This is a genomic window from Streptomyces sp. NPDC041135, from assembly GCF_055592085.1.
This window is the reverse complement of the sequence record NZ_JBVIYZ010000025.1, coordinates 41,195-64,784: the sequence shown is the minus strand read 5'-3', so window position 1 is coordinate 64,784 and position 23,590 is coordinate 41,195. Positions and strand designations below refer to the sequence as shown.

At 73.0% G+C, this 23,590-nt stretch carries 15 protein-coding genes; 7 read left to right on the top strand and 8 right to left on the bottom strand.

Going from position 1 to position 23,590, the window contains the following annotated elements; translation table 11 throughout:
* Window positions 1–84: 84 nt before the first annotated feature.
* A complete protein-coding gene (locus ACZ6CZ_RS32355; protein ID WP_469028373.1) occupies window positions 85–657 on the bottom strand; it encodes a GNAT family N-acetyltransferase in 573 nt (190 codons plus the stop codon).
* 253 nt (window positions 658–910) lie between these two features.
* Between ACZ6CZ_RS32355 and secA the strand changes: the two genes are divergently transcribed.
* The gene (gene secA, locus ACZ6CZ_RS32350; RefSeq protein ID WP_469028371.1) at window positions 911–3,727 is read left to right on the top strand and encodes a preprotein translocase subunit SecA; all 2,817 of its coding nucleotides are present in this window, start codon (window positions 911–913) and stop codon (window positions 3,725–3,727) included.
* A gap of 78 nt (window positions 3,728–3,805) precedes the next feature.
* Here secA and ACZ6CZ_RS32345 read toward each other — a convergent pair whose 3' ends face one another.
* The gene (locus tag ACZ6CZ_RS32345) at window positions 3,806–4,375 is read right to left on the bottom strand and encodes an Rv3235 family protein (RefSeq protein WP_469028368.1); all 570 of its coding nucleotides are present in this window, start codon (window positions 4,373–4,375) and stop codon (window positions 3,806–3,808) included.
* A gap of 330 nt (window positions 4,376–4,705) precedes the next feature.
* Between ACZ6CZ_RS32345 and ACZ6CZ_RS32340 the strand changes: the two genes are divergently transcribed.
* The 5 genes from ACZ6CZ_RS32340 (at window position 4,706) to ACZ6CZ_RS32320 (ending at window position 13,713) form a co-directional block, all read left to right on the top strand.
* Window positions 4,706–5,218 carry a DUF6912 family protein gene (locus ACZ6CZ_RS32340; protein WP_469028366.1) on the top strand — a complete coding sequence of 171 codons (513 nt, stop codon included), beginning with the start codon at window positions 4,706–4,708 and terminating at the stop codon, window positions 5,216–5,218.
* Between the two features lie 98 nt (window positions 5,219–5,316).
* Entirely contained in the window at window positions 5,317–5,985 is a 669-nt protein-coding gene (locus tag ACZ6CZ_RS32335; RefSeq protein ID WP_469028363.1) for an HAD family hydrolase, read from the top strand.
* A gap of 528 nt (window positions 5,986–6,513) precedes the next feature.
* Window positions 6,514–11,472 (top strand): NAD-glutamate dehydrogenase, encoded by a 4,959-nt coding sequence (locus tag ACZ6CZ_RS32330; protein WP_469028360.1) that lies wholly within the window; start codon window positions 6,514–6,516, stop codon window positions 11,470–11,472.
* Between the two features lie 188 nt (window positions 11,473–11,660).
* Window positions 11,661–12,215 (top strand): GtrA family protein, encoded by a 555-nt coding sequence (locus ACZ6CZ_RS32325; protein ID WP_469028357.1) that lies wholly within the window; start codon window positions 11,661–11,663, stop codon window positions 12,213–12,215.
* Entirely contained in the window at window positions 12,196–13,713 is a 1,518-nt protein-coding gene (locus tag ACZ6CZ_RS32320) for a hypothetical protein (RefSeq protein WP_469028354.1), read from the top strand. The genes ACZ6CZ_RS32325 and ACZ6CZ_RS32320 overlap by 20 nt, the downstream gene beginning before the upstream one ends.
* A 55-nt stretch (window positions 13,714–13,768) precedes the next feature.
* Here ACZ6CZ_RS32320 and ACZ6CZ_RS32315 read toward each other — a convergent pair whose 3' ends face one another.
* The 4 genes from ACZ6CZ_RS32315 to ACZ6CZ_RS32300 form a co-directional block, all read right to left on the bottom strand.
* A complete protein-coding gene (locus tag ACZ6CZ_RS32315; protein WP_469028352.1) occupies window positions 13,769–15,436 on the bottom strand; it encodes a glycosyltransferase family 2 protein in 1,668 nt (555 codons plus the stop codon).
* Complete coding sequence (locus tag ACZ6CZ_RS32310) at window positions 15,433–17,628, bottom strand: CDP-glycerol glycerophosphotransferase family protein (RefSeq protein WP_469028350.1); 2,196 nt, start codon at window positions 17,626–17,628, stop codon at window positions 15,433–15,435. Before ACZ6CZ_RS32310 ends, ACZ6CZ_RS32315 begins: the two co-directional genes overlap by 4 nt.
* Window positions 17,629–18,027: 399 nt before the next feature.
* Window positions 18,028–18,858: an ABC transporter ATP-binding protein gene (locus ACZ6CZ_RS32305; RefSeq protein WP_469028402.1), complete on the bottom strand. Its 831-nt coding sequence runs from the start codon at window positions 18,856–18,858 to the stop codon at window positions 18,028–18,030.
* Between the two features lie 106 nt (window positions 18,859–18,964).
* Entirely contained in the window at window positions 18,965–19,885 is a 921-nt protein-coding gene (locus ACZ6CZ_RS32300) for an ABC transporter permease (RefSeq protein ID WP_469028347.1), read from the bottom strand.
* Between the two features lie 202 nt (window positions 19,886–20,087).
* Here ACZ6CZ_RS32300 and ACZ6CZ_RS32295 point away from each other — a divergent pair, with 202 nt between their 5' ends.
* A complete protein-coding gene (locus tag ACZ6CZ_RS32295; RefSeq protein ID WP_469028344.1) occupies window positions 20,088–20,714 on the top strand; it encodes a TetR/AcrR family transcriptional regulator in 627 nt (208 codons plus the stop codon).
* 220 nt (window positions 20,715–20,934) lie between these two features.
* On the opposite strand, the gene galE is transcribed toward ACZ6CZ_RS32295, so the two are convergent.
* A complete protein-coding gene (galE, locus tag ACZ6CZ_RS32290) occupies window positions 20,935–21,915 on the bottom strand; it encodes a UDP-glucose 4-epimerase GalE (RefSeq protein WP_469028341.1) in 981 nt (326 codons plus the stop codon).
* 29 nt (window positions 21,916–21,944) lie between these two features.
* On the bottom strand, window positions 21,945–23,567 hold the full coding sequence (locus ACZ6CZ_RS32285) for a glycosyltransferase (RefSeq protein WP_469028338.1): 1,623 nt from the start codon (window positions 23,565–23,567) through the stop codon (window positions 21,945–21,947).
* Window positions 23,568–23,590: the final 23 nt, after the last annotated feature.

The following is a 23,590-nucleotide window of genomic DNA, read 5'->3' as shown; positions in this document are numbered from 1 at the left end:
GGGTGGCACTGACAACGCGGAACGGCCCGTGGCCCGGGGGCAGGTGGCCGGGGCCGTCACTGGCAACCCGTCACGGGCGGGCCGTCATCCGGGGGACGGCAGGTACGGCGCCGTCGACGGCAGGCCCAGGTCCGACGGGAGCAGGGAGCCCACCCAGCAGTCGCGGCGCACCCCTCTGTTGTTGATCGCGGAGCGCAGGGTGCCCTCGACGGTGAAACCGGCGCGCTCGGCCACCGCGCGCGAGGGCCGGTTGCCGACCTCCGCGCGCCATTCCACCCGGTCGACGGCGAGCGCGGTGAAGGCCCAGCGGGTGGCGGCGACGGTGGCCTCGGTGAGGTAGCCGTGGCCGCGGTGTTCCGCCGCGGCCCAGAAGCCGACCTCGGTGACGCCGAGCGCGTACCTGGTGAGGGCGAGCATGCCGGCCAGTTCACCGCTGAGGAGGAAGACGCCGAAGGTGAACAGGGAGTCGTCGGCCCAGCCGTCCGGTACCGTCCGCCGCGTGAAGGTCTCGGCGTGTTCGCGCAGGTAGGGCGCCGGGAACTGGGGGATCCAGCGCTGGATGAGCGGGTCCTGCGCGGCGGCGTACACCGCCTCGGCGTCGTCCGGGCCGACGCGGCGCAGGACCAGCCGGTCGGTGGTGATCGTCACGGGTTCCATCGGCCGATTCTGCTCGGCACGCGCGCGCGGTGCCATCGCTTTTCGCCGAGCGTGAGCGAGTGATCACAATTCACGCAATTCCTGGCGACGGCGCGGCACTATCCGCCGCGCCGGGCCGTTGTCCCTGTGAAGGCATCCGTCGGCCCGCCAGGCCTCCCGGCGTGCCGGGGTCCTCGCATACGATGGCCGTTGCTCAGTACGTCACATCCGAAATCGACCGTCCCAGGCCCGACCGGCAAGGAGACCAGCCCCCGTGTCCGTCCTCTCGAAGATCATGCGTGCAGGCGAAGGCAAGATCCTGCGCAAGCTGCACCGCATCGCGGACCAGGTCAACTCCATCGAAGAGGACTTCGTCGACCTCTCCGACGCCGAGCTGCGGGCCCTCACCGAGGAGTACAAGCAGCGCTACGCCGACGGCGAGAGCCTGGACGACCTGCTCCCCGAGGCGTTCGCCACCGTCCGCGAGGCCGCCAAGCGCGTCCTCGGCCAGCGGCACTACGACGTGCAGCTGATGGGTGGTGCGGCCCTGCACCTCGGCTATGTCGCCGAGATGAAGACCGGTGAGGGCAAGACGCTCGTCGGCACGCTGCCCGCGTATCTCAACGCCCTGTCCGGCGACGGCGTCCACCTCATCACGGTCAACGACTACCTGGCCGAGCGCGACTCGGAGATGATGGGCCGCGTCCACAAGTTCCTCGGCCTGGACGTCGGCTGCATCCTCGCCAACATGACGCCCGCCCAGCGGCGCGAGCAGTACCTGTGCGACATCACCTACGGCACGAACAACGAGTTCGGCTTCGACTACCTGCGCGACAACATGGCGTGGTCGAAGGACGAGCTGGTCCAGCGCGGACACAACTTCGCCATTGTCGACGAGGTCGACTCCATCCTGGTCGACGAGGCCCGGACGCCGCTGATCATCTCCGGCCCGGCCGACCAGGCCACCAAGTGGTACGGCGACTTCGCCAAGCTGGTCACGCGCCTGAAGAAGGGCGAGGCGGGCAACCCCCTCAAGGGCATGGAGGAGACCGGCGACTACGACGTCGACGAGAAGAAGCGCACGGTCGCCATCCACGAGGCCGGTGTCAGCAAGGTCGAGGACTGGCTGGGCATCGACAACCTCTACGAGTCGGTCAACACCCCGCTCGTGGGTTACCTGAACAACGCCATCAAGGCCAAGGAACTGTTCAAGAAGGACAAGGACTACGTCGTCATCGACGGCGAGGTCATGATCGTCGACGAGCACACCGGCCGTATCCTCGCCGGCCGCCGCTACAACGAGGGCATGCACCAGGCGATCGAGGCGAAGGAAGGGGTGGACATCAAGGACGAGAACCAGACCCTCGCCACGATCACCCTGCAGAACTTCTTCCGCCTCTACAAGAAGCTCTCCGGCATGACCGGTACGGCGATGACCGAGGCCGCCGAGTTCCACCAGATCTACAAGCTCGGTGTCGTCCCGATCCCGACCAACAGGCCGATGGTCCGCAAGGACCAGTCCGACCTGATCTACCGCACCGAGGTCGCCAAGTTCGAGGCGGTCGTCGACGACATCGCGGAGAAGCACGAGAAGGGCCAGCCGATCCTGGTCGGCACCACCTCGGTCGAGAAGTCCGAGTACCTCTCGCAGCAGCTCAGCAAGCGCGGCATCCAGCACGAGGTGCTCAACGCCAAGCACCACGAGCGCGAGGCGCAGATCGTCGCCCAGGCCGGCCGCAAGGGCGCCGTCACGGTGGCCACCAACATGGCCGGCCGCGGTACGGACATCAAGCTCGGCGGCAGCCCCGACGACCTCGCCGAGGCCGAGCTGCGCCAGCGCGGCCTCGACCCCGAGGAGCACATCGAGGAGTGGGCCGCGGCCCTGCCCGCCGCCCTGGAGAAGGCCGAGCAGGCGGTCAAGGCCGAGAAGGACGAGGTCGAGGCGCTCGGCGGCCTGTACGTGCTGGGCACCGAGCGGCACGAGTCGCGCCGTATCGACAACCAGCTGCGCGGCCGCTCCGGCCGCCAGGGCGACCCGGGCGAGTCCCGCTTCTACCTGTCGCTGGGCGACGACCTGATGCGGCTGTTCAAGGCCCAGATGGTCGAGCGCGTGATGTCCATGGCCAACGTGCCGGACGACGTGCCGATCGAGAACAAGATGGTCACCCGGGCCATCGCGTCCGCGCAGTCGCAGGTCGAGCAGCAGAACTTCGAGACGCGCAAGAACGTCCTGAAGTACGACGAGGTGCTCAGCCGGCAGCGCGAGGTCATCTACGGCGAGCGCCGCCGCGTCCTGGAGGGCGAGGACCTGCACGAGCAGATCCAGCACTTCATGGACGACACCATCGACGCCTACATCACCGCCGAGACCTCCGAGGGCTTCCCCGAGGACTGGGACCTCGACCGGCTGTGGGGCGCCTTCAAGCAGCTCTACCCGGTGAAGGTCACCATCGAGGAGCTGGAGGAGGCGGCCGGCGACCGGGCCGGACTGACCGCCGAGTTCATCTCCGAGTCCATCAAGGACGACATCTACGCCCAGTACCAGGCGCGCGAGGAGCAGCTCGGCTCCGAGATCATGCGTGAGCTGGAGCGCCGCGTGGTGCTGTCGGTCCTGGACCGCAAGTGGCGTGAGCACCTCTACGAGATGGACTACCTCCAGGAGGGCATCGGCCTGCGCGCGATGGCCCAGAAGGACCCCCTGGTCGAGTACCAGCGCGAGGGCTTCGACATGTTCCAGGCCATGATGGACGGCATCAAGGAGGAGTCCGTCGGCTACCTGTTCAACCTGGAGGTCCAGGTCGAGCAGCAGGTCGAGGAGGTCCCGGTCGAGGAGATCGAGGCCGAGGCGCCGGGCGTCCAGGACGCGGTCCCCGCACAGGCCGGCTCGCGCCCGGAGATCCGCGCCAAGGGCCTCGACGCGCCGCAGCGGCGGAGTCTGCACTTCTCCGCGGCGACCGTGGACGGCGAGGGCGGCATCGTCGAGGGCGACCTGACCTACGACGACGAGGAGCCGGTGCGCTCGGAGTCCGACGGCCTCACCCGCGCCGAGCGCCGCAAGCAGGCCAAGACCGGCCGGCGCCGCAAGAAGTAGCGAGCGCGAGCAGCACGTACGCGAGGGCCGGGTCACCTGAGGGGTGCCCGGCCCTCCGGCGTACCCCGGGGCCTGGCGCTACCGGCCCCGGTCGTCGTCCGTGTGCGGGCCGCGCGGGCCGCCGAGTTCCACCGCCGTGCAGCGCCAGCGCAGGTCCTGGCCGCGCTCCAGGCGGAACGCCATGGCGCGCAGCCGGTCGCCCGCGGCGATGCGGGCGAAGACCTCCAGGGCGTCGGTGCGCGGCACGTAGTAGCCGATGTCCCGGACGACGGGGTGGACGCCCCGGGTGCGCAGGGGACCGTGTTCGGCGAGGCGGGCCAGGTCGTCGTAGGCGGGTCCGGCGGTGTGCCGGAGCATCCAGTGCACGGGGCGGCGGCCGCTCAGGACGGCCAGCAGCCGGTCCGCGAAGAGGTCCGTGGGGCGCGGGCTCGGACGGCCCGTGTCCGGTGCACAGGGTGCCCGCCCAGGCGTGCCGGCGGGCACCGGGGAGGCCGACGCGGTCGCCGTGGCCGGGGCGGCCGGCGCGGTCGTGCGGGTGGCGCGCGGTGCGGGCGTCCGGGAGGGGGCACCTGGCCTGCGGGAGTCGCGGCGGGTCGGCGGACGGGTGCCCGGGCGGGGCTGGACGGTCCTGCTCATGACCTTGTTCATGGGAAACCCCGTTCGGCGGGCCCGGCCGGTACCGGGCGGTAACTTGCTGCTGGGGATCTTGTACGGGGCCCGGGGCGACGGCGGCAAGGAAGCGGCGGCCGGCGCCGGGCGGCCGGGAAGTTCACTTATCCGGGTGACGGGGCGGGTCTCAGCCCTCTGGTGGAGCGGCGGGACCGGGTGAGCCGGGGGCGCCGGGTTGACCCCGCCCGGGCCCTGGGAGGGGACCCGAAAGGGGACGCCCGCACGTATCCTGAAGGTCCTCCGGAGGACGCGCACGGCGCCTCTCCCGGGCCCCCGGCGGAGCCTTCGCACAGGAAAGAAGCGGCCAGCATGCGCGTCTACGTCCCCCTGACCCTCCCCGGTCTCGCCGAGGCGCACAAGACCGGAGAGCTGGGGACCGGTCCCTTCCTCGCGTACGCCGTCACGCCCGCCCTGCGCGAGTGGTACCTCTCCGACGACATCGAGGAACTGGAGTACGCGGCGCTCGGCCGGGCCGCGCTGGCCTCCCTGCGGCTGCTCGCCGCCGACCCGGACGCGCCGCGGCGGCGGGTCGTCGTGGCCGTCGACGTGCCCGACAGGTCCGCGGCCGCCGACCCCGACCGCGCGCTCGACCCGGCGGCGCTGGGCGAGGTGTGGGTGGCCGGGACGGTGGCCCTGGCCAAGGCGGCCGCGGTGCACGTCGACGCGGACGACGCGGAGGAGGACGTGGCCGCGGCGGCCCGGGCGCTCGAGGCGGCGGACGGCGGGGACGACGACGCGCGGTTCGTCGTGGACGGCGCCGACGACCACGAACTGCTGTGGTACGCCACGCAGGAGATCCCCAACCTGGTGGCGCTCGGCTGACCCGCCCCGCGCGCCGCCCCTACGGGTCGTCCCCGGCTTCGCCCTGCTTTCGCCGCTCTCGCCACTGATTGTCGGCGGCGGCGGGTACGTTCTCCAGCATGGGGATGCACGCAAGCACGCACATCGTGTGGGACTGGAACGGGACGCTGTTCCACGACAACGACGCCATCATCGGGGCGACCAACGCGGCCTTCGCCGAGCTGGGCCTGGAGCCGATCACGCTGGAGCGTTACCGGACGCTGTACTGCGTGCCGGTGCCCAGGTTCTACGAGCGGCTGATGGGGCGGCTGCCCACCGATGCTGAGTGGGAGGTCATGGACGAGACCTTCCACCGGTACTACACCGAGCACCGGGTGCGCTGCGGGCTGGCCGAAGGGGCGGCCGAGCTGCTGGCCGACTGGCGGACGGCCGGGGGCAGCCAGTCCCTGCTGAGCATGTACGGGCACGAGGACCTGGTGCCACTGGTCCGGGACTTCGGGATCGAGTCGCACTTCATACGGGTCGACGGGCGGACCGGGCCGTCCGGCGGCAGCAAGGCCGAGCACATGGTGCGCCACCTGCGCGCGCTGGGCGAGGTGGCGGCCCCCGAGCGCACGGTGGTCATCGGGGACGCCGCGGACGACGCGCTGGCGGCGCGGCACGTGGGGGCGCGGGCGGTGCTGTACACCGGGGGCTCGCACGGCCGGGCCAGCCTGGAGGAGGCGGGCGTACCCGTGGTGGACACGCTCGCCGAGGCCGTGGCGCAGGCGCGGCTCCTCGCGGCGTGAGCCGCCCGGCGTGTCCGGCGCCACCCGGCCGGCCCGCTGCGGCCCGCCCGTTCCGGCGCGCCTCGGGCGCGCCCGGATACGCCCCCGGGCACCGTCCCGCCCCTGTGCAGAACGTCAAAGTTGCGGTCCCTCTTTTGTACACATACGGCTCATGACGGGTCCGGGGTGAGGAGCGATAGCCTTGTGGCGTGATCAGCGCGATAGCTCGCGGGGGCACCGTCGCCCCTGCCCCGCGCCCGGTGAGCACGGAGCACCTCCGTGACCGGGCGGCGGTCGCTGGTCCTCGCGGGCGGGACGGGGGCACAGGCGCCCCCAGGACGCCGACGGCAGCCCGGGACGAGACGCTGCCGAGCGCGGCGTCCCGCCCGAGAGTCACGCCGGGAATGGCCGAATACCCCCCGCTCCTCTCCTCTCGCGGCATAGCGTCGAAACAGACCGGAGACCCCGGGCCGTGGCGTTGTGCCGGAGGGGCAGAGACCGTACTTCCTTCTACGTCACGCAACGGCGCGCGACAGGAGCCAGAGGACAATGCAGACCAAGCTGGACGAAGCCAAGGCCGAGCTGCTCGAACGGGCCGCCCGGGTAGCTGAGAACAGCCCGGTCGGGGGGCACCTACCGACTGGGACGACGAGCGAGGGCACTGCGGGGGACTCGGACGCCCCGAGCGTGCCGGACGGCGAATCCGTGCTCGCGTTCCTCCAGCGCTACTACCTGCACACCGCACCGGAAGACCTCACCGACCGCGACCCGGTCGACGTCTTCGGCGCCGCGGTGTCGCACTACCGCCTCGCCGAGACCCGCCCGCAGGGCACCGCCAACGTGCGCGTGCACACCCCGACCGTCGAGGAGAACGGGTGGACGTGCAGCCACACCGTCGTCGAGGTCGTCACCGATGACATGCCGTTCCTCGTCGACTCGGTCACCAACGAGCTGACCCGGCAGGGGCGCGGCATCCACGTCGTCATCCACCCCCAGTTCGTCGTGCGGCGGGACGTCACCGGCAAGCTGATCGAGGTCCTGCCCACCCCGCCCACCGGCGACCTCCCGCACGACGCGCACGTCGAGTCCTGGATCCACGTCGAGACCGACCGCGAGACCGACCGGGCCGACCTCAAGCAGATCACCACCGACCTGCTGCGCGTGCTCTCCGACGTCCGCGAGGCCGTCGAGGACTGGGAGAAGATGCGGGAGGCGGCGGTGCGCGTCGCCGACCGCCTCCAGGACGAGCCCGTCCCCGGCGACCTGGCCGGACCCGAGGTCGAGGAGGCCCGGGAGCTGCTGCGCTGGCTGGCCGCCGACCACTTCACCTTCCTCGGCTACCGCGAGTACCAGCTGCGCGAGGACGACTCCCTGGCCGCCGTCCCCGGCACCGGCCTCGGCATCCTGCGCTCCGACCCGCCGCACGGCGGGGACGACAGCCACCCGGTCAGCCCGAGCTTCGAGCGGCTCCCGGCCGACGCCCGCGCCAAGGCCCGCGAGCACAACCTGCTGGTGCTGACCAAGGCGAACAGCCGGGCCACCGTGCACCGCCCGTCGTACCTGGACTACATCGGCGTCAAGAAGTTCGACGCGGACGGCAACGTCATCGGTGAGCGCCGCTTCCTCGGCCTGTTCTCCTCCGCCGCCTACACCGAGTCCGTCCGCCGGGTCCCGGTGATCCGGCGCAAGGTCGCCGAGGTCCTGGAGCGGGCCGGTTTCTCGCCCAACAGCCACGACGGCCGCGATCTGATGCAGATCCTGGAGACCTACCCGCGCGACGAGCTGTTCCAGACGCCGACCGCCGAGCTGCAGTCCATCGCGACGAGCGTGCTGTACCTGCAGGAGCGGCGGCGGCTGCGGCTCTACCTGCGCCAGGACGAGTACGGCCGCTACTACTCGGCCCTCGTCTACCTGCCGCGCGACCGCTACACCACGGGCGTCCGGCTGCGGATCATCGACATCCTGAAGGAGGAGCTGGCCGGCACCAGCGTCGACTTCACCGCCTGGAACACCGAGTCGATCCTCTCCCGGCTGCACTTCGTCATCCGCGTCCCGCCGGGCACCGAGCTGCCCGAGCTGTCGGACGCCGACAAGGAGCGCATCGAGGCCCGCCTGGTGGAGGCCGCCCGCTCCTGGGCCGACGCGTTCGCCGAGGCCCTGACCGCCGAGTGCGGGGAGGAACGCGCGGCCGAGGTGCTGCGCCGCTACAGCAACGCCTTCCCCGAGGGCTACAAGGCCGACCACAGCCCGCGCGCCGCGGTCGCCGACATCGTCCACCTGGAGCAGCTGGGCGAGGACAAGACGTTCTCGCTGAGCCTGTACGAGCCCGTGGGCGCCACGCCCCAGGAGCGCCGCTTCAAGATCTACCAGAAGGGCGGCACGGTCTCCCTCTCCCAGGTGCTTCCGGTGCTCAGCCGGCTGGGCGTCGAGGTCACCGACGAGCGGCCCTACGAGCTGCGCCGCGCCGACCGCACCACCGCCTGGATCTACGACTTCGGTCTGCGCATGCCCAAGGCGGCCGGCGGCGGCGCCGAGCACCTCGGTGACGACGCCCGTGAGCGGTTCCAGGACGCGTTCGCCGCGACGTGGACCGGCAAGGCGGAGAACGACGGCTTCAACGCCCTCGTGCTCAGCGCCGGGCTGACCTGGCGGCAGGCGATGGTGCTGCGCGCGTACGCCAAGTACCTGCGGCAGGCGGCGTCCACCTTCAGCCAGGACTACATGGAGGACACCCTCCGCAACAACGTCCACACCACCCGGCTCCTCGTCTCCCTGTTCGAGGCGCGGATGTCCCCGGACCGCCAGCGCGCCGGGATGGAGATCGTCGACGCGCTGCTGGAGGAGCTGGACGCCGCCCTGGACCAGGTGGCGAGCCTCGACGAGGACCGCATCCTGCGCTCCTTCCTGACGGTCATCAAGGCGACCCTGCGCACGAACTTCTTCCAGGAGGCGATCGGCGGCACGCCGCACGCGTACGTGTCCATGAAGTTCGACCCGCAGGCCATCCCGGACCTGCCGGCGCCCCGGCCGGCGTACGAGATCTGGGTGTACTCGCCGCGGGTGGAGGGCGTGCACCTGCGCTTCGGCAAGGTCGCGCGCGGCGGTCTGCGCTGGTCCGACCGGCGTGAGGACTTCCGCACCGAGATCCTGGGCCTGGTCAAGGCGCAGATGGTGAAGAACACCGTCATCGTGCCGGTCGGCGCCAAGGGCGGCTTCGTCGCCAAGCAGCTGCCGGATCCGAGCGTGGACCGCGACGCCTGGCTGGCCGAGGGCATCGCCAGCTACAAGACCTTCATCTCCGCCCTGCTGGACATCACCGACAACATGGTGGCCGGCGAGGTCGTGCCGCCGCAGGACGTCGTGCGGCACGACGGGGACGACACCTACCTGGTGGTCGCGGCGGACAAGGGCACGGCGACGTTCTCCGACATCGCCAACGAGGTCGCCGAGTCGTACAACTTCTGGCTCGGTGACGCCTTCGCCTCCGGCGGCAGCGCGGGCTACGACCACAAGGGGATGGGCATCACCGCCCGCGGTGCCTGGGAGTCCGTCAAGCGGCACTTCCGGGAGCTGGGCGTGGACACCCAGACCGAGGACTTCACGGTCGTCGGTGTCGGTGACATGTCCGGTGACGTCTTCGGCAACGGGATGCTGCTGAGCGAGCACATCCGCCTGGTCGCCGCCTTCGACCACCGGCACATCTTCATCGACCCCCACCCGGACGCGGCCACCTCCTACGCCGAGCGCCGCCGCCTGTTCGAGCTGCCCCGCTCCAGCTGGGCCGACTACGACACCGGGCTGCTCTCGGCGGGCGGCGGGATCTTCCCCCGCAGCGCCAAGGCCGTCCCGGTCAACGCGCACATCCGCGAGGCCCTCGGCATCGAGGAAAAGGTCACCAAGATGACCCCGGCCGACCTGATGCGGGCGATCCTGCACGCGCCGGTCGACCTGCTGTGGAACGGCGGCATCGGCACGTACGTCAAGGCCTCCACGGAGACCCACGCGGACGTCGGCGACAAGGCCAACGACGCCATCCGCGTCGACGGCAAGGACCTGCGCGTCAAGGTCGTCGGCGAGGGCGGCAACCTGGGCCTGACCCAGCTGGGCCGGATCGAGTTCGCGCTGCACGGCGGGCGGATCAACACCGACGCCATCGACAACAGCGCGGGCGTGGACACCTCCGACCACGAGGTCAACATCAAGATCCTGCTCAACGGGCTGGTCCGGGACGGCGACATGACCGTCAAGCAGCGCAACAAGCTGCTCGCCGGGATGACCGACGAGGTCGGCCGGCTCGTCCTGCGCAACAACTACGCGCAGAACACGGCGATCGCCAACGCGCTGGCCCAGTCCGCGGACATGCTCCACGCCCAGCAGCGGTTCATCCGCCACCTGGTGCGCGAAGGCCACCTGGACCGGGCCCTGGAGTTCCTGCCCACCGACCGCCAGATCCGTGAGCGGCTCGCCCAGGGGCAGGGTCTGACGGGCCCGGAGACGGCCGTCCTGCTGGCCTACACCAAGATCACGGTCGCCGAGGAGCTGCTGCACACCTCGCTGCCCGACGACCCGTACCTGCGCGGGCTGCTGCACGCGTACTTCCCGGCCGAGCTGCGCGAGCAGTTCGCCGACCGCATCGACGGCCATCCGCTGAACCGCGAGATCACCACGACGGTGCTGGTCAACGACACGGTCAACACGGGCGGTACGACGTATCTGCACCGCCTGCGCGAGGAGACCGGGGCGTCGCTCGAGGAGATCGTGCGGGCGCAGACCGCCGCACGGGCGATCTTCCGCTCGGCGCCGGTGTGGGACGCGGTGGAGGCCCTCGACAACACGGTCGAGGCCGCCGTCCAGACCCGCATCCGGCTGCACTCGCGCCGCCTGGTCGAGCGCGGCACCCGCTGGCTGCTCAACAACCGGCCGCAGCCGCTGCAGCTCGCCGAGACGGTGGAGTTCTTCGCCGAGCGGGTCGAGCAGGTCTGGCAGCAGCTGCCGAAGCTGCTGCGCGGCGCGGACCAGGAGTGGTACCAGCACGTGTACGACGAGCTGGCCGCCGCCGGTGTCCCGGACGAGCTGGCGACGAAGGTGGCCGGGTTCTCCTCCGCCTTCCCGACGCTGGACATCGTGTCGGTGGCCGACCGCACGGGCAAGGAGCCGCTGGACGTCGCCGAGGTCTACTACGACCTGGCCGACCGGCTGCACATCACCCAGCTCATGGACCGCATCATCGAGCTGCCCCGCGCCGACCGCTGGCAGTCCATGGCCCGCGCCTCCATCCGCGAGGACCTGTACGCGGCGCACGCGGCGCTCACCGCCGACGTCCTGGCCGTCGGCAACGGCACCTCGACGCCCGAGCAGCGGTTCAAGGCCTGGGAGGAGAAGAACACGGCGATCCTCGGCCGGGCGCGCAGCACGCTGGAGGAGATCCAGGGCTCGGACGCCTTCGACCTCGCCAACCTCTCGGTGGCGATGCGCACGATGCGGACGCTGCTGCGCACGCACTCGTAGCGGGCCGTCGCGGGAGTGAGGCGGTGGCAGGCGCCCCGGGCCGTTCCTGGCCCGGGGCGCCTGTCCTGTTGTGCCCGCAGGCCGCTGTGCCCGCAGGCTGCCACTGGGGCCACTGGGGCCACTGCGAGCGAGACGCGACGAATGTCCCTTTTCCAGCTAATCGTGTTGTTTCGGTTAAGGTCTGCGATGTGACAGTGAACCTCACCGATCCCCGCCCGGCGCACCCCACGGCCCGCACCGCCTCCACGGCCCCGTCCCGCACGCCCGCGCTCCTTCCGGCCCAGGTACCCGCGCAGGCGCCCGGACGGGCACCGGCACCGGCCCGGTCGGCCCGGCGCGTCCTGCTGGAGGTCGTCCGCTTCGGTGTCGTCGGCGGCAGCGGTGTCCTGGTCAACTTCCTGGTCTTCAACCTGCTGCTGCACGGCCTCGGCCGGCGGGCGATGGCGGCGACGGTCCTCGCCAGCTGTGTCGCCATGGCCACCAACTACCTCGGCTTCCGGTACTTCGCCTACCGCGACCGCGCCTCGCGCACCCGCCGGCAGATCGCCCTGTTCTTCGCCTTCAGCGGCCTCGGCGTCGTCCTGGAGAGCGGCCTGTTCTACGCCGGTTACCACGCCCTCGGCCTGGACGGCCCGCTCGGCTCCAACGCGGTCAAGGCGCTGTCGATCGTCCTCGCCTCGGCCTTCCGTTTCCTGGTCTACCGCACCTGGGTGTTCCAGCAGGATGCGCGCCGCGCCGCCTAGCAGCACGCCCGTCGTCGGCGCCGCGCCCGGCGGCAGGGCGCCGGCCGCGCGCGCCTGGCGGGTGCTCACCTGGGCCGTCGCCGGCCTTGTCGTCCTGCTGCTGCTCCTGGTCATCGTCCGGCTGCCCTGGGCGGGCGACCTCGGCATGCACGCGGCGACCGTGCAGCGGCTGCGGCACAGCCTGCTCCACCCCGGCGACCCGCTGGTCGACGCGGACACCCCGAGCCCGTACTACTCGCCCTGGACGGTGGTCCTCGGCGCCGCAGCCCGGCTGGGCGGACTGCCGGTGTTCGCCGTGCTGCGGATCGCCGCCGTCATCGGCCTCGGACTGCTGGTCACCGGCGTCCGGCGGTACGTACGCGTGCTGAGCGCCCACCGCGCCGCCCCGCCCCTGGCGCTGCTGTGCCTGGTGTTCCTGTGGGGCCCGGTGCTGTTCGAGTGGAGCGGCTTCCTCGGCCTGAACTCCCTGGCGCTGACGGTGTCCTACCCGAGCGTGTTCGCCCTCGGGCTCTCCTTCCACCTGTGGGCCTGGCTCGCGCGGGCGCTGCGCGACGGCGCCGGGTGGGCGGCCTGGGCGGGCCTGGGCGTGCTGTGGGCGGTGATCCTGCTGTGCCACCAGTTCTCCGGCGTCGTCGCCTCCCTCGGCGCGCTCGCCACGGTGACCGCCGCCCGGCCCGCGCGGGCGGTGCTGGTGCGGCTCGGTGCAGCGGCGGCGGCGGGGCTGCTGGTGCTGCGGCTGTGGCCCTACTACGACTTCTTCGCGCTGTTCTCCGCCGGCGCGGACCTGGAGGCGATCCACCGCTCCCTCTACCGCGACCTGGCCGGGCGGTTCGGGCTGGTGCTGCTCGGGGTGGCCGCGCTGGTCGCGCGGTGGCGGCGGGACCGGCGGGACCCACTGGTGCTGTTCTTCGCCCTGGGGGTGCTGGTGGTCACCGCGGGCGGGCTGAGCGGGCACTACTCCTGGGGCCGTGCCCTGCCCGCCGCGCTGATCCCGGCGCAGCTCGCCGCCGCGCTGGAGACGGTGTCGGCGGGCAGGCGGGCGGTGCGGACCGGCTGGGCGTGCCTGTTGGGCGCCGCGCTGCTGGCCGGGGCGTGGACGCAGGTGGGGACGGCCGGGTACGTGGTGGGGCGCGGGGCGCTGCCCGGGGTGGTGGCGGACAGGTACCGGGCGCCGTGGCCGGGTTACCGGTGGATCACCCCGTGGGTGCGGTACGGCGACGTGGTGATGGCCCGGACCTGGCCGGCCCGGCAGCTGCCGGCGTACGGGCCGTACACCGTGGCGCCCGGGTACCCGGACGTGTTCCTGCCGGACGCGTCGCGCCGTGAGGCGGCGGTGCGGACGTACTTCGCGGCGGACACCTCCGCGCGCCGGCGGCGCGACCTGCTGCGGGAGTACCGGGTGCGGTGGGTGGTCGGGACGGCGGCTGCGGCCGGGCCCGGGCTGCGCCGGGTCGCCGCGGGCCCGGGGGGACAGGTGCTGTACGAGGTGACGCGCTGAGGCGGGCCGCCCCGCCCGTCACGGCGCGCCGGGCCGGCCCGCCCGCGAGGCCCGCCTACCGCAGGGCGCTCGACACCAGGTGCACGGCCTGCTTCACCTTCGGCCGGGCCACCCTGCGGACCACCGGGCGGATGACCCGGGCCGTCACCCCGACCGGGCGCCAGCGGATCTGGAGCCGCCCCGGGGCGCGGCCCTCCGGTTCGATGGTGACGTCGTGCGGAGTGGCGCCCGAGCGGTAGCGGACGCGGCTGGTGAGCGTGGGGAAGTCCAGCGGGGCGAGCAGGAGTCCCGAGTTGGCCAGGCCCTGCTGTTCCAGGCGGAGGATGGGGTGCCGTACGCCCGCGAAGCCCTGGAGGGGCAGCGGAGCCGCCGCCAGGTCGAGGCACACGCGGCCCTCGAAGACGCCGGGCCGGACGGGATCGAGGCGGAAGGGCACCGTCAGGCGGCGGCGGGCGGGTGCCAGTGCGAGGGAGGCGCGGTGCGGGCCGACCGGGAGGCGCAGCCCCGGGTCGTAGGTGCGGACGGTGAGCGCCAGCGTCGCTCCCGGGCCGGGCGCCAGCTCCGTGATCTCGTGGCGGAACAGCGCGCTGGGGAAGGGCCGGGTGTCCAGCTCCAGCTCGCTGACGTCCAGTTCGCGCCGGGCCCGGTCGGTGTCCGGGACGCTCTCGCCCCAGTAGACCGCGCCGTCGCCCCCGGCCGGCGCGGTCACCTGCCGCGGCGCCACCCCGTGCCCCAGGCCGCGCGCCGCCGTCCCCGCCTCGTCCAGGCGGCCGTCGCGCAGCAGTTGCAGGACGATCCGCTCGGGGCGCGGCAGCCGGGCGTAGGCACCGGGCGCCAGGGTGTCCAGGTACGGGTTCATGATCCCGGCGAAGGACTCCCGCCACGGCCGGTCCCGGAAGGGCAGGTCGCCCGCGTACATCCGGAAGTCGTGCTTGAGGAACTTGTAGTCCTTGTCCTCCCGCAGCTCCGCGTGCCCGCTGCTCACCAGGAAGTCGTCGATGAGGTGCTGCACGTGGACGCGGTCGCGGACGTTGGAGAGCTTGTGCCGCTGGTTGGAGATGGACGCGGCGTCGGCGGCCGCGTACGGCTCGATGTACCACAGGTACACCGGCTCGGGGATGATCGTGAACGCCCTGGCCAGGCAGTACGCCTGCGCCGAGAACAGCTGGTCCTCGTAGTGGATGCCCTCGGGGAAGCGCAGGGCGTGCCGGTCCAGGAAGGAGCGGGCGTACATCTTGCTGGTCGACAGGTGCTCGAAGAACAGGCGCGGGTCGTCCCCGATGCCCTCCAGGGTGCGGCGTTCGGCCACCAGGTGCGGCATCCAGGTGGAGCGGCGGCCGTTGTCCACCCGGATGCGCCGGACCGCGCCCATCGCGAAGTCGACGTCGCGCTCCCGGTGGGCGGCCAGCAGCGACTCCACCGCGCGCGGGGGCAGCTCGTCGTCGCTGTCGAGGAACATCAGGTACGGCGCCCGGGCGGTCTCCAGGGCCCGGTTGCGCGGGGCGCTGCACCCGCCGCTGTTCTGCGGCAGCCGCAGGTAGCGCACCCGCGGGTCCTCCGCTGCCAGGCGGCGCGCCACGGCCGGGGTGTCGTCCGTGGAGTGGTCGTCACTGATGATGATCTCGATGCCGGCGTGCGTCTGCGCGCGTACCGAGGCGACCGCGCGGGGCAGCCGGCGGGCGTCGTTGTGGACGATCACGGTCACCGTCACGTCGGGGGTCATGCGGTGGCCTCCTCGGGGCTCGGGGCCGGGGTGCGGTCCTCGACCGGGATCACCGGGGGCAGCGCCTCCTCGGGCTCGCCGAGGAACACCCGCCGGACGACCCGCTCGGCGGCGCGTCCGTCGTCGTACTCGCAGAACCGGCGGCGGAACGTCGCCCGTGCCTTCGCCGCGTTCTCGTCCCGCCACGCGCCCGTGGCGAGGATCTCGGTGAGTTCCTCCTGGGTGCGGGCCACCTGGCCGGGGGCCTCGGCCGGCAGGTCGAAGTACACGCCGCGGGTGGTCGCGTACGTCTGCCAGTCATCGGCGTAGATCACGATCGGGCGGTCCAGGTTGGCGTAGTCGAACATGATCGACGAGTAGTCCGTGACCAGGGCGTCTGCGGCCAGGCAGAGATCCTCGACGGGGTCGTAGGAGGAGACGTCGATGATCCGGCCGGTGCGGCGCAGGCCGGTGAGCGGGGAGGCGGCGCCGCCGTAGAAGTAGTGGGCGCGCACCAGCAGCACGGTGTGCTCGCCGAGCCGGTCGGCGAGGGCGGCGAGGTCCAGGCGCGGGGTGAAGCCGGCCTCGTAGTCGCGGTGGGTGGGGGCGTACAGGACGGCCCGGCGGCCGGGGGCGATGCCCAGGCGCTCGCGTACGGCGCGCACGTCGGCGGCGGTGGCCGCGTACAGGACGTCGTTGCGCGGGTAGCCGTGGTCGAGGGAGGTGTAGCGGGCCGGGTAGGCGCGCTGCCACATGCGGGTGGAGTGGCTGTTGGCGGAGACGCTGTAGTCCCACTTGTCGACGCGGGCCAGCAGCGCGGCGAAGTCCAGGCCCTTGGCGGCGGCCGGGTGGTCCATCTGGTCCAGGCCCATGCGTTTGAGCGGGGTGCCGTGGTGGGTCTGGAGGTGGATGGCGCCGGGGCGTTTGACCACCGCGTTGGGGAAGTTGACGTTGTTGGTCAGGTACTTGGCGGTGGCCAGCACCTCCCAGTAGCGGCGGGTGCCCGGGACGACGTGGTCGGTGCCGGGCGGCAGCAGGGCCGCGTTGTCCTTCGTCACCACCCACACCGGGTGGATGTGCGGGGCGAGTTCGGCGAGCTTGGCGGCGATCGCGGCCGGGTTGCAGGCGACTCCGCGGTCCCAGTAGGCCGCGAACACCGCAAGCCGCGGATCGACGGGGCGGGCGAGGGCCCGGCGGTAGCGGTGGGCGCGGAGCCTGGCGCCCGCCTCGCGTCTGCGGGTGCGCACCAGCGTCCTGGCCGTCCGGCGGGTGCGGTTGGCGGCCTGGAAGGCGCGGTACCTCGTGTAGGCGCCCTCCTCCAGCAGCGAGCGGCGGACGCCCTCCAGCCCGGCCGGGCGACGGTGGCCGTCGGGACGCCAGCGGACGGCGGCGACGGAGGCGCGGCGGAAGAACTCCCGGGCCACCGGCTCGGGCAGGTCCTCGCGGGCGAAGGTGCGCAGCAGCTGGGTGACCATCAGGTCGTACAGGACGGCGCGGACGGCGGGGCGGTCCTTGGCCAGGAGGAGCAGCGCCTCGTAGCGGTCGACGAGCGCGTACCGCTCCTCGGGGGCGACGGGCGGCAGGCTCTCGGGGCGCGGTCTGCGGTCCTCGAAGGCCACCTGGTTCAGGCACGCGGTGCGGCGGGCGTGCAGCAGGGCGGCGTACGCGGCGCGCGGCTCGTCGTCGGTGGCGAGCCGCTCCCGGTGGTCCCGCCAGAAGCCGGCCCGCAGCACGCGGTTGCCGAGCAGCGGGGTGAGGCGCAGCAGGTCGGGGGCGTCGTCCAGGGCGACGTCGGCGCGGCCGGCGCGGGCCAGGCGGCGGCCGTCCCGGCTCGGCACGGCGGCGGTCCGCCAGGTGGTGACGACGTGGTCGACGAGCAGCACGTCGACGGTTTCCGGCAGTTCGGCGACCCGCTCGGTGAGCAGCCGGATGGCGCCCGCGGGCAGCCCGTCCTTGGCGTGCACGAAGTGCAGCCAGCGGCCGGTGGCCCGGTCGGCTCCGGCGGCCCGGGCGGCCGCGTCCGTGGTGCCCTCGGGCAGGGGCAGCACCACCGTCTCCGGGGCGTGCCCCGCGGCGGCCTCCCGGGCCCAGTCGCCGACCGCGGCCACGATCACCTCGGCGTCCGCCGGCGGGCGGGCGTCCAGGGCGTCGAGCAGCTCGGTCAGATGCCCTTGGGTGTTCGGCCCGTGGACGATGACGCTGAGTTCGGGCATCGGGGTCCGGCTCCTTCACCTCGACGTCTCCAGGCGCACCTTCCCTGTCATCCTTCCACCGGGCGGATAAAAGGGATAACTGTGCTTGGGCTGGCCGGGGGAGGGCACCGCTCACCCGGCCAGGCCCGCGGGACGCCACGGCCGCGCGGAGACCCCGGCGCCGCGTGATGACGGTCGGGCCGGCGCGAAGGCCCCGGCGCCGATCACACCGCCGAGGCCACCGAGCCTGCCGGAGCCGCCGAGCCTGCCGGAGCCGCCGAGCCTGCCGGAGCCGCCGAGCCCGCCAGGGCCCCGGCGCCGGTCACACCGCCGGAGCCGCCGAGCCCGCCGGAGCCGCCGAGCCCGCCGGAGCCGCCGAGCCCGCCGGAGCCGCCGAGCCCGCCAGGGCCCCGGCGCCGGTCACACCGCCGAGGCCGCCGGAGGCTTCGGGGTGGCCTTCTTCGGGGCCCTGGCCTTCGGCTTCGGGGTCTTCTCGCCGGTGAAGGCCTCGTACTCCTTCAGGACGTCCTCGGTCGGCCCGTCCATGCGCAGTTCGCCGCGCTCCAGCCACAGCACCCGGTCGCAGGTGTCCCGGATCGACTTGTTGTTGTGGCTCACCAGGAACACCGTGCCGGCGTGCTTGCGCAGCTCGCGGATGCGCTGCTCCGAGCGCTTCTGGAAGGAGCGGTCGCCGGTGGCCAGCGCCTCGTCGATGAGCAGGACGTCGTGGTCCTTCGCGGCCGCGATGGAGAAGCGGAGGCGGGCGGCCATGCCGGAGGAGTACGTCCGCATCGGGAGGGTGATGAAGTCGCCCTTCTCGTTGATGCCGGAGAACTCCACGATGTCCTGGTAGCGCTCCTTGACCTCCTCGCGGGACATGCCCATGGCGAGGCCGCCGAGGTGGACGTTGCGCTCGCCGGTGAGGTCGTTCATCAGGGCCGCGTTGACGCCGAGCAGCGAGGGCTGGCCGTCGGTGTAGATGTGGCCGCTCTCCACCGGGAGCAGACCGGCGACCGCCTTCAGCAGGGTCGATTTGCCCGAGCCGTTGGTGCCGATCAGCCCGATCGCCTCGCCCTTGTAGGCGACGAAGGAGACCTTCTTCACCGCGTGCACCGTGCGCACGCCCGACGCCCGCTCGGTCTGCTTGCGGCGCAGCATGCGGTTGAGCGCGGCGGTGGCGGTGCCGCGGCCGGCGCCGGTGCCGTTGACGCGGTAGACGATGTCGACGCGGTCGGCGATGACGGTCGGCACCTGGTCCTGCGCGGGCCCTGTCCGGTCGGGCTGGACGCGGTCCGCGGGGGGCGCGGAGTCGGCCGGGTGCGCCGGGTCCGCGGGGTGGGTGAGGGGGTGGGTGAGGTCAGCCACGGCCGTAGGTCTCCTCAGCCTTCCAGAAGTAGATGAACCCGCCGGCTCCGGCGAGCAGGGCCCAGCCGGCCGCGATCGCCCACACGTGGTGGGGGAGCTGGCTGGAGTGGAAGCTGTCGATCAGCGCGAAGCGCATCAGGTCGATGTAGACGGCCGCCGGGTTGGCCTGCAGCACCGGGCCCACCCAGGACGGCAGGTCGTTGTGCTTGCTGAGCAGGTGGTCGATGCTCCACATCACGCCGGAGACGTACATCCAGGTGCGCAGCAGGAACGGCATCAGCTGGGCGATGTCCGGGGTCTTCGCGCCCAGCCGGGCCACGATCATGGAGACGCCGGCGTTGAAGGCGAACTGCAGCGTCAGCGCCGGGATCGCCAGCAGCCAGGACACCGACACCGGCACGCCGAAGCAGAGCAGGATCACGAACAGGGCGCACATCGAGAACAGCAGCTGCTGGAGCTGCTGGAGGCAGAAGGAGATCGGCAGCGCGGCCCGTGGGAAGTGCAGGGCGCGCACCAGGCCCAGGTTGCCGGAGATGGCGCGGGTGCCCGTCATGATCGAGCTCTGCGTGAACGTCCACACGAACACGCCCGTGACCAGGAACGGGACGTAGTCCGGGACGCCCTTCTTGGTGCCGAGCAGCACGCCGAAGATGAAGAAGTAGACGGCCGCGTTCAGCAGCGGGTTCATCACCTGCCACACCTGGCCCAGCTTGGCCTGGCTGTACTGGGCGGTGAGCTTGGCGGTGGAGAACGCGGCGATGAAGTGGCGCCGGTCCCACAGCTGGCGCAGGTAGGCGGGCAGGGAGGGGCGGGCGCCGCTGACCGCGAGGCCGTGCCGGGCCGCGAGCGCCGCGAGGTCGTCGGCGTCGGCCTGGGCCGGGGTCTGGGGCGGTGCGTGGAGGACCTGGCTCACTTCCGCTGCTTTCGCTCGGGGGTGGGGTGCTGCGTCCGGCTGCCGCCGGTCCGTCGCCGCGTGGTCCCGTCGCCCGCCGTTTCCTTACGCTTCTCTTCACGTTCTCTTACGTCGGGACGGGACCGTATCGTCGCAACGGGAGCGTAGGCCCAATCGGCGTCGGAACGCAACCGTTTCGTCGCTACGCCCTATGCTGGTCGGCATGACGACGAACGCCGAGGAGCCGCAGACGCGTCCGCGCCGCCGGGCGCCCGCCGGGGCCGCCGTGCTGCGGGAGGACGTGACCGAGGCCATCCGCGCCGCCGTCTTCGAGGAACTCGCGGCCGTCGGGTACGCGCGCATGTCGATCGAGGGCATCGCGCGCCGCGCGGGCGTCGGCAAGACGGCCGTCTACCGCCGCTGGCGCTCCAAGCTGCACCTGGTGCTCGACGTGATGTCGGCGATGGCTGTCCTGGGCCTGCCCGCTCCGGACACCGGCTCCCTCGAGGGCGACCTGCGGCTGCTGTACGAGGTGACCTCGCGCGCGTTGCGGCACCCCGTCGCCTCGCAGGTCATCCCCGATCTCCAGGCCGAGGCGGCCCGCAACCCGGAGATCGCCGAGGCGGTGCGCAAGACCCTGCGCGACGGCCAGGAGGGCGTCGCCAGCAAGATCCTCGCGGCGGCGGAGCGGCGCGGCGAGATGCGCCCCGGCGCCGACCGCGACCTGGCCCTCGACCTGATCTCCGGGCCCTTGTACTGGCGCTCGGTGGTGATCCGCAGCCCGAAGCTGCCGAAGACCTACCTGACCACCCTGACCCGGGCCACGGCGGAGGCGCTCAAGGCCCTGTGAGGGCGCCCCGCCACGGGTGCCTCGAGGTCCGGCCGTAGGGCCTGTCGTTTGGATCATGTCGGCGTCGCGGGGCGTGGCACGCACATCTGCCGCGTTGTCGTCGGTCCTCGACGCTCCGCGTCGACTCCCTCCTCCGCCTTGCAGCTGCACGCACCACGCCCCGCTCGGGTAGGCAAAAAGGCGCAGGCCCTCTCAGCCGACCTGATCCAAACGACAGGCCCTAGTCCCGTGCCGCCTCCGGGTGCAGGCGTACCCAGCCCTCCCAGGCGGAGGTGATCATGTCCTCGACGTCGTACCGGGCCTTCCAGCCCAGTTCGGCCGTGGCGCGGGCGGCGGAGGCCACCACGCGGGCCGGGTCGCCGGGGCGGCGCGGGGTGACGGTCGGGGCGCGGTCGTGGCCGGTGATCGCGTTGATGCGGTCGATCATCTCGCGCACCGACACGCCCTCCCCGCGTCCGATGTTGAGCGTCAGGGCGAGTCCGCGGGAGTCCCGCAGGGCGCGGGCGGCGGCCACATGGGCCTCGGCCACGTCCACCACGTGGATGTAGTCGCGGACGCAGGTGCCGTCCGGGGTGGGGTAGTCGTCGCCGAAGACGCGCGGCGCCGTCGCCCGGGTGAGCTTCTCGAAGACCATGGTGACGAGGTTGAACACCCCGGTGTCGGCCAGTTCGGGGGCGGCCGCGCCCGCCACGTTGAAGTAGCGCAGGCACGCCGTCGACAGACCGGTGGCCCGGCCCGTCGCGCGCACCAGCCACTCGCCCGCCAGCTTGGTCTCGCCGTAGGGGGACATCGGGGCGCAGGGCGTCTCCTCGGTGACCAGGTCCACGTCCGGCATCCCGTAGACGGCGGCCGACGAGGAGAACACGAACGACGGGACCCGAGCCGCCGTCACCGCCTCCAGCAGGACCCGCAGGCCCTCCACGTTCTCCCGGTAGTAGTGCAGCGGGCGGTCCACCGACTCGCCGACCTGCTTCTTCGCCGCCAGGTGCACGACACCGGTGACGGCGTGACCGGCCAGCACGCGCGCCACCCGGTCGCCGTCCAGCGTCGAGCCCACCACCAGGGGGACGCCCTCGGGCACGCGGGCGGCGATCCCGGTGGACAGGTCGTCGTACACCACCGCGCGCTCGCCCGCCTCGGTCATCGCCCGGACGACGTGCGCCCCGATGTAACCGGCGCCGCCGGTGATCAGCCAGGTCATGGTGCGACCGTCCCCTCGTCGAGTGGTCCTCAGTGAAGCAGGCGCCGCAGCCGTCCGCGGGCGACCGCGGCCACTCCGCGCAGCCCGGTGGCGGCACGCAGCGCGAGTGCGCCGGAGTGCGTGGAGTACGGCTGCACCAGCAGCACGCCGTGCACGGCGCTCGGTACGGTGCGACGGCGCAGCGAACCGGCGCGCGTGACGGCGTGCGCCGTGACGTCCCGGTGGGAGCCGTCGCGGAAGCGCACCGTGAGGCGCAGGTCCCACACCCCGGCGCCGAGCGCGTCCAGGTCGACGGGCACCTCGGCCGGCCAGCCGTCCCCCTCGGCGGCCGCGAAGGGCACCGTGCGCCGCTGGCGGACCTCGCCGTCGTCCCGCGACCGCCACCGCGCCTCCACCTCCACGGGTCCCGCCGCGGCCACCCGCCCGTACAGCTCGTGCAGCCGCAGGCGCAGCCGGGCGCCCCGCGCGCGGGCGTGCAGTTCCGCGTCCACCGCGAGGGGCAGGACGCGGGCGGGGCGGGTCAGGAAGGGCGCGAGGCTCACCTCGGGCAGGTCGGCGGACCAGACGGGGCCGCCGTCCGGGGTGCGCGCGTACGGGGGCAGCAGCCGGGCCGGGCGGGCGGCGAGTTCCCGCAGCCGGGGCAGGTCGCGGGGCCCGGGGGACGCCAGGACGACCCGGCCGAGCAGCCGGCCGGGCGCCGCCGGGTCGGCCGCCCAGTCGGCGGCGTCGTACCGCCCGAGGTGGTCCCGGGTCCGCGCCCACCACGCGCGCCGGTAGGGCGCGTCCCGCGTCGGGAGGTCGCGCGCGTACATGCGCAGGTCGTGGTCGAGGAACTTGGCGCGCGCCGCCCGCGCCAGCTCCGTCTGCCCGGCGCCCAGCAGGATGTCGTGCGCCAGCGCGCAGGCCCTCAGGCGCGCCTCCCAGTTGCCGATGTGCTCCCGGTCCAGGGAAAGCGACAGCCGGTCGGCCGAGCGGCGCACGTGCCACACGTAGACCTGGTCCGGCACCAGGGCCAGGCGTGGTCCGGCGGCCAGCACGCGCGCGGTGAAGACGAAGTCCTCGTAGAGGAAGCGCCCCTCGGGGAAGCGGATGCCATGCGCGCGCAGGAAGGCGGTGCGGTAGAGCTTGTTGACGCACAGCGTGTCGCGGACCAGGCGCGGCCGCCGCGCGGGGCCGGCGAGGACGGCGTGCGCGGTGTAGAGGGACGGCTGCCAGGGCCGTTCGCGCCCCGAGGGCAGCTCGCGGCGCACGCACAGCCCGCCCGCGACCTCGGCGCGCGCCTGGGCGGCCGCCCGCAGCAGTGCCCCCACGGCGCCGGGCGGCAGCACGTCGTCGCTGTCGAGGAACATCACGTACGGCGCGCGCACCGCGTCGATGCCGGTGTTGCGGGGGCTGCCGCAGCCGCCGCTGTTGACCCGGTGGCGCACCACCCGCAGCCGCGGCTCACCGGCGGCCAGGCGCTCCAGCAGTTCCCCGCTGCCGTCGGTGGAGCAGTCGTCCACGGCGACGACCTCGGCCACGGCCGGCCCCTGCGCGAGTGCGGAGCGCACGGCGTCGGCGACGTGGGCGGCGTCGTTGTGGCCGATGACGACGACGGCCGCCCCGGGCAGCGGCGGGGCGGGGGACGGGGAGTCCGGGTGCGGGGAGTCCACGGGAGGTCCGGTGCCGGGGCGGC

Bases quoted from the DNA above. Each gene is read 5' to 3' on its own strand.
- ACZ6CZ_RS32315 (WP_469028352.1), bottom strand. From the start codon at position 15,436: ATGACCCCCGACGTGACGGTGACCGTGATCGTCCACAACGACGCCCGC.
- ACZ6CZ_RS32320 (WP_469028354.1), top strand. From the start codon at position 12,196: ATGCGCGCCGCGCCGCCTAGCAGCACGCCCGTCGTCGGCGCCGCGCCC.
- ACZ6CZ_RS32345 (WP_469028368.1), bottom strand. From the start codon at position 4,375: ATGAACAAGGTCATGAGCAGGACCGTCCAGCCCCGCCCGGGCACCCGT.
- ACZ6CZ_RS32295 (WP_469028344.1), top strand. From the start codon at position 20,088: ATGACGACGAACGCCGAGGAGCCGCAGACGCGTCCGCGCCGCCGGGCG.
- ACZ6CZ_RS32340 (WP_469028366.1), top strand. From the start codon at position 4,706: ATGCGCGTCTACGTCCCCCTGACCCTCCCCGGTCTCGCCGAGGCGCAC.
- ACZ6CZ_RS32310 (WP_469028350.1), bottom strand. From the start codon at position 17,628: ATGCCCGAACTCAGCGTCATCGTCCACGGGCCGAACACCCAAGGGCAT.
- galE (WP_469028341.1), bottom strand. From the start codon at position 21,915: ATGACCTGGCTGATCACCGGCGGCGCCGGTTACATCGGGGCGCACGTC.
- ACZ6CZ_RS32330 (WP_469028360.1), top strand. From the start codon at position 6,514: ATGCAGACCAAGCTGGACGAAGCCAAGGCCGAGCTGCTCGAACGGGCC.
- ACZ6CZ_RS32335 (WP_469028363.1), top strand. From the start codon at position 5,317: ATGGGGATGCACGCAAGCACGCACATCGTGTGGGACTGGAACGGGACG.
- ACZ6CZ_RS32355 (WP_469028373.1), bottom strand. From the start codon at position 657: ATGGAACCCGTGACGATCACCACCGACCGGCTGGTCCTGCGCCGCGTC.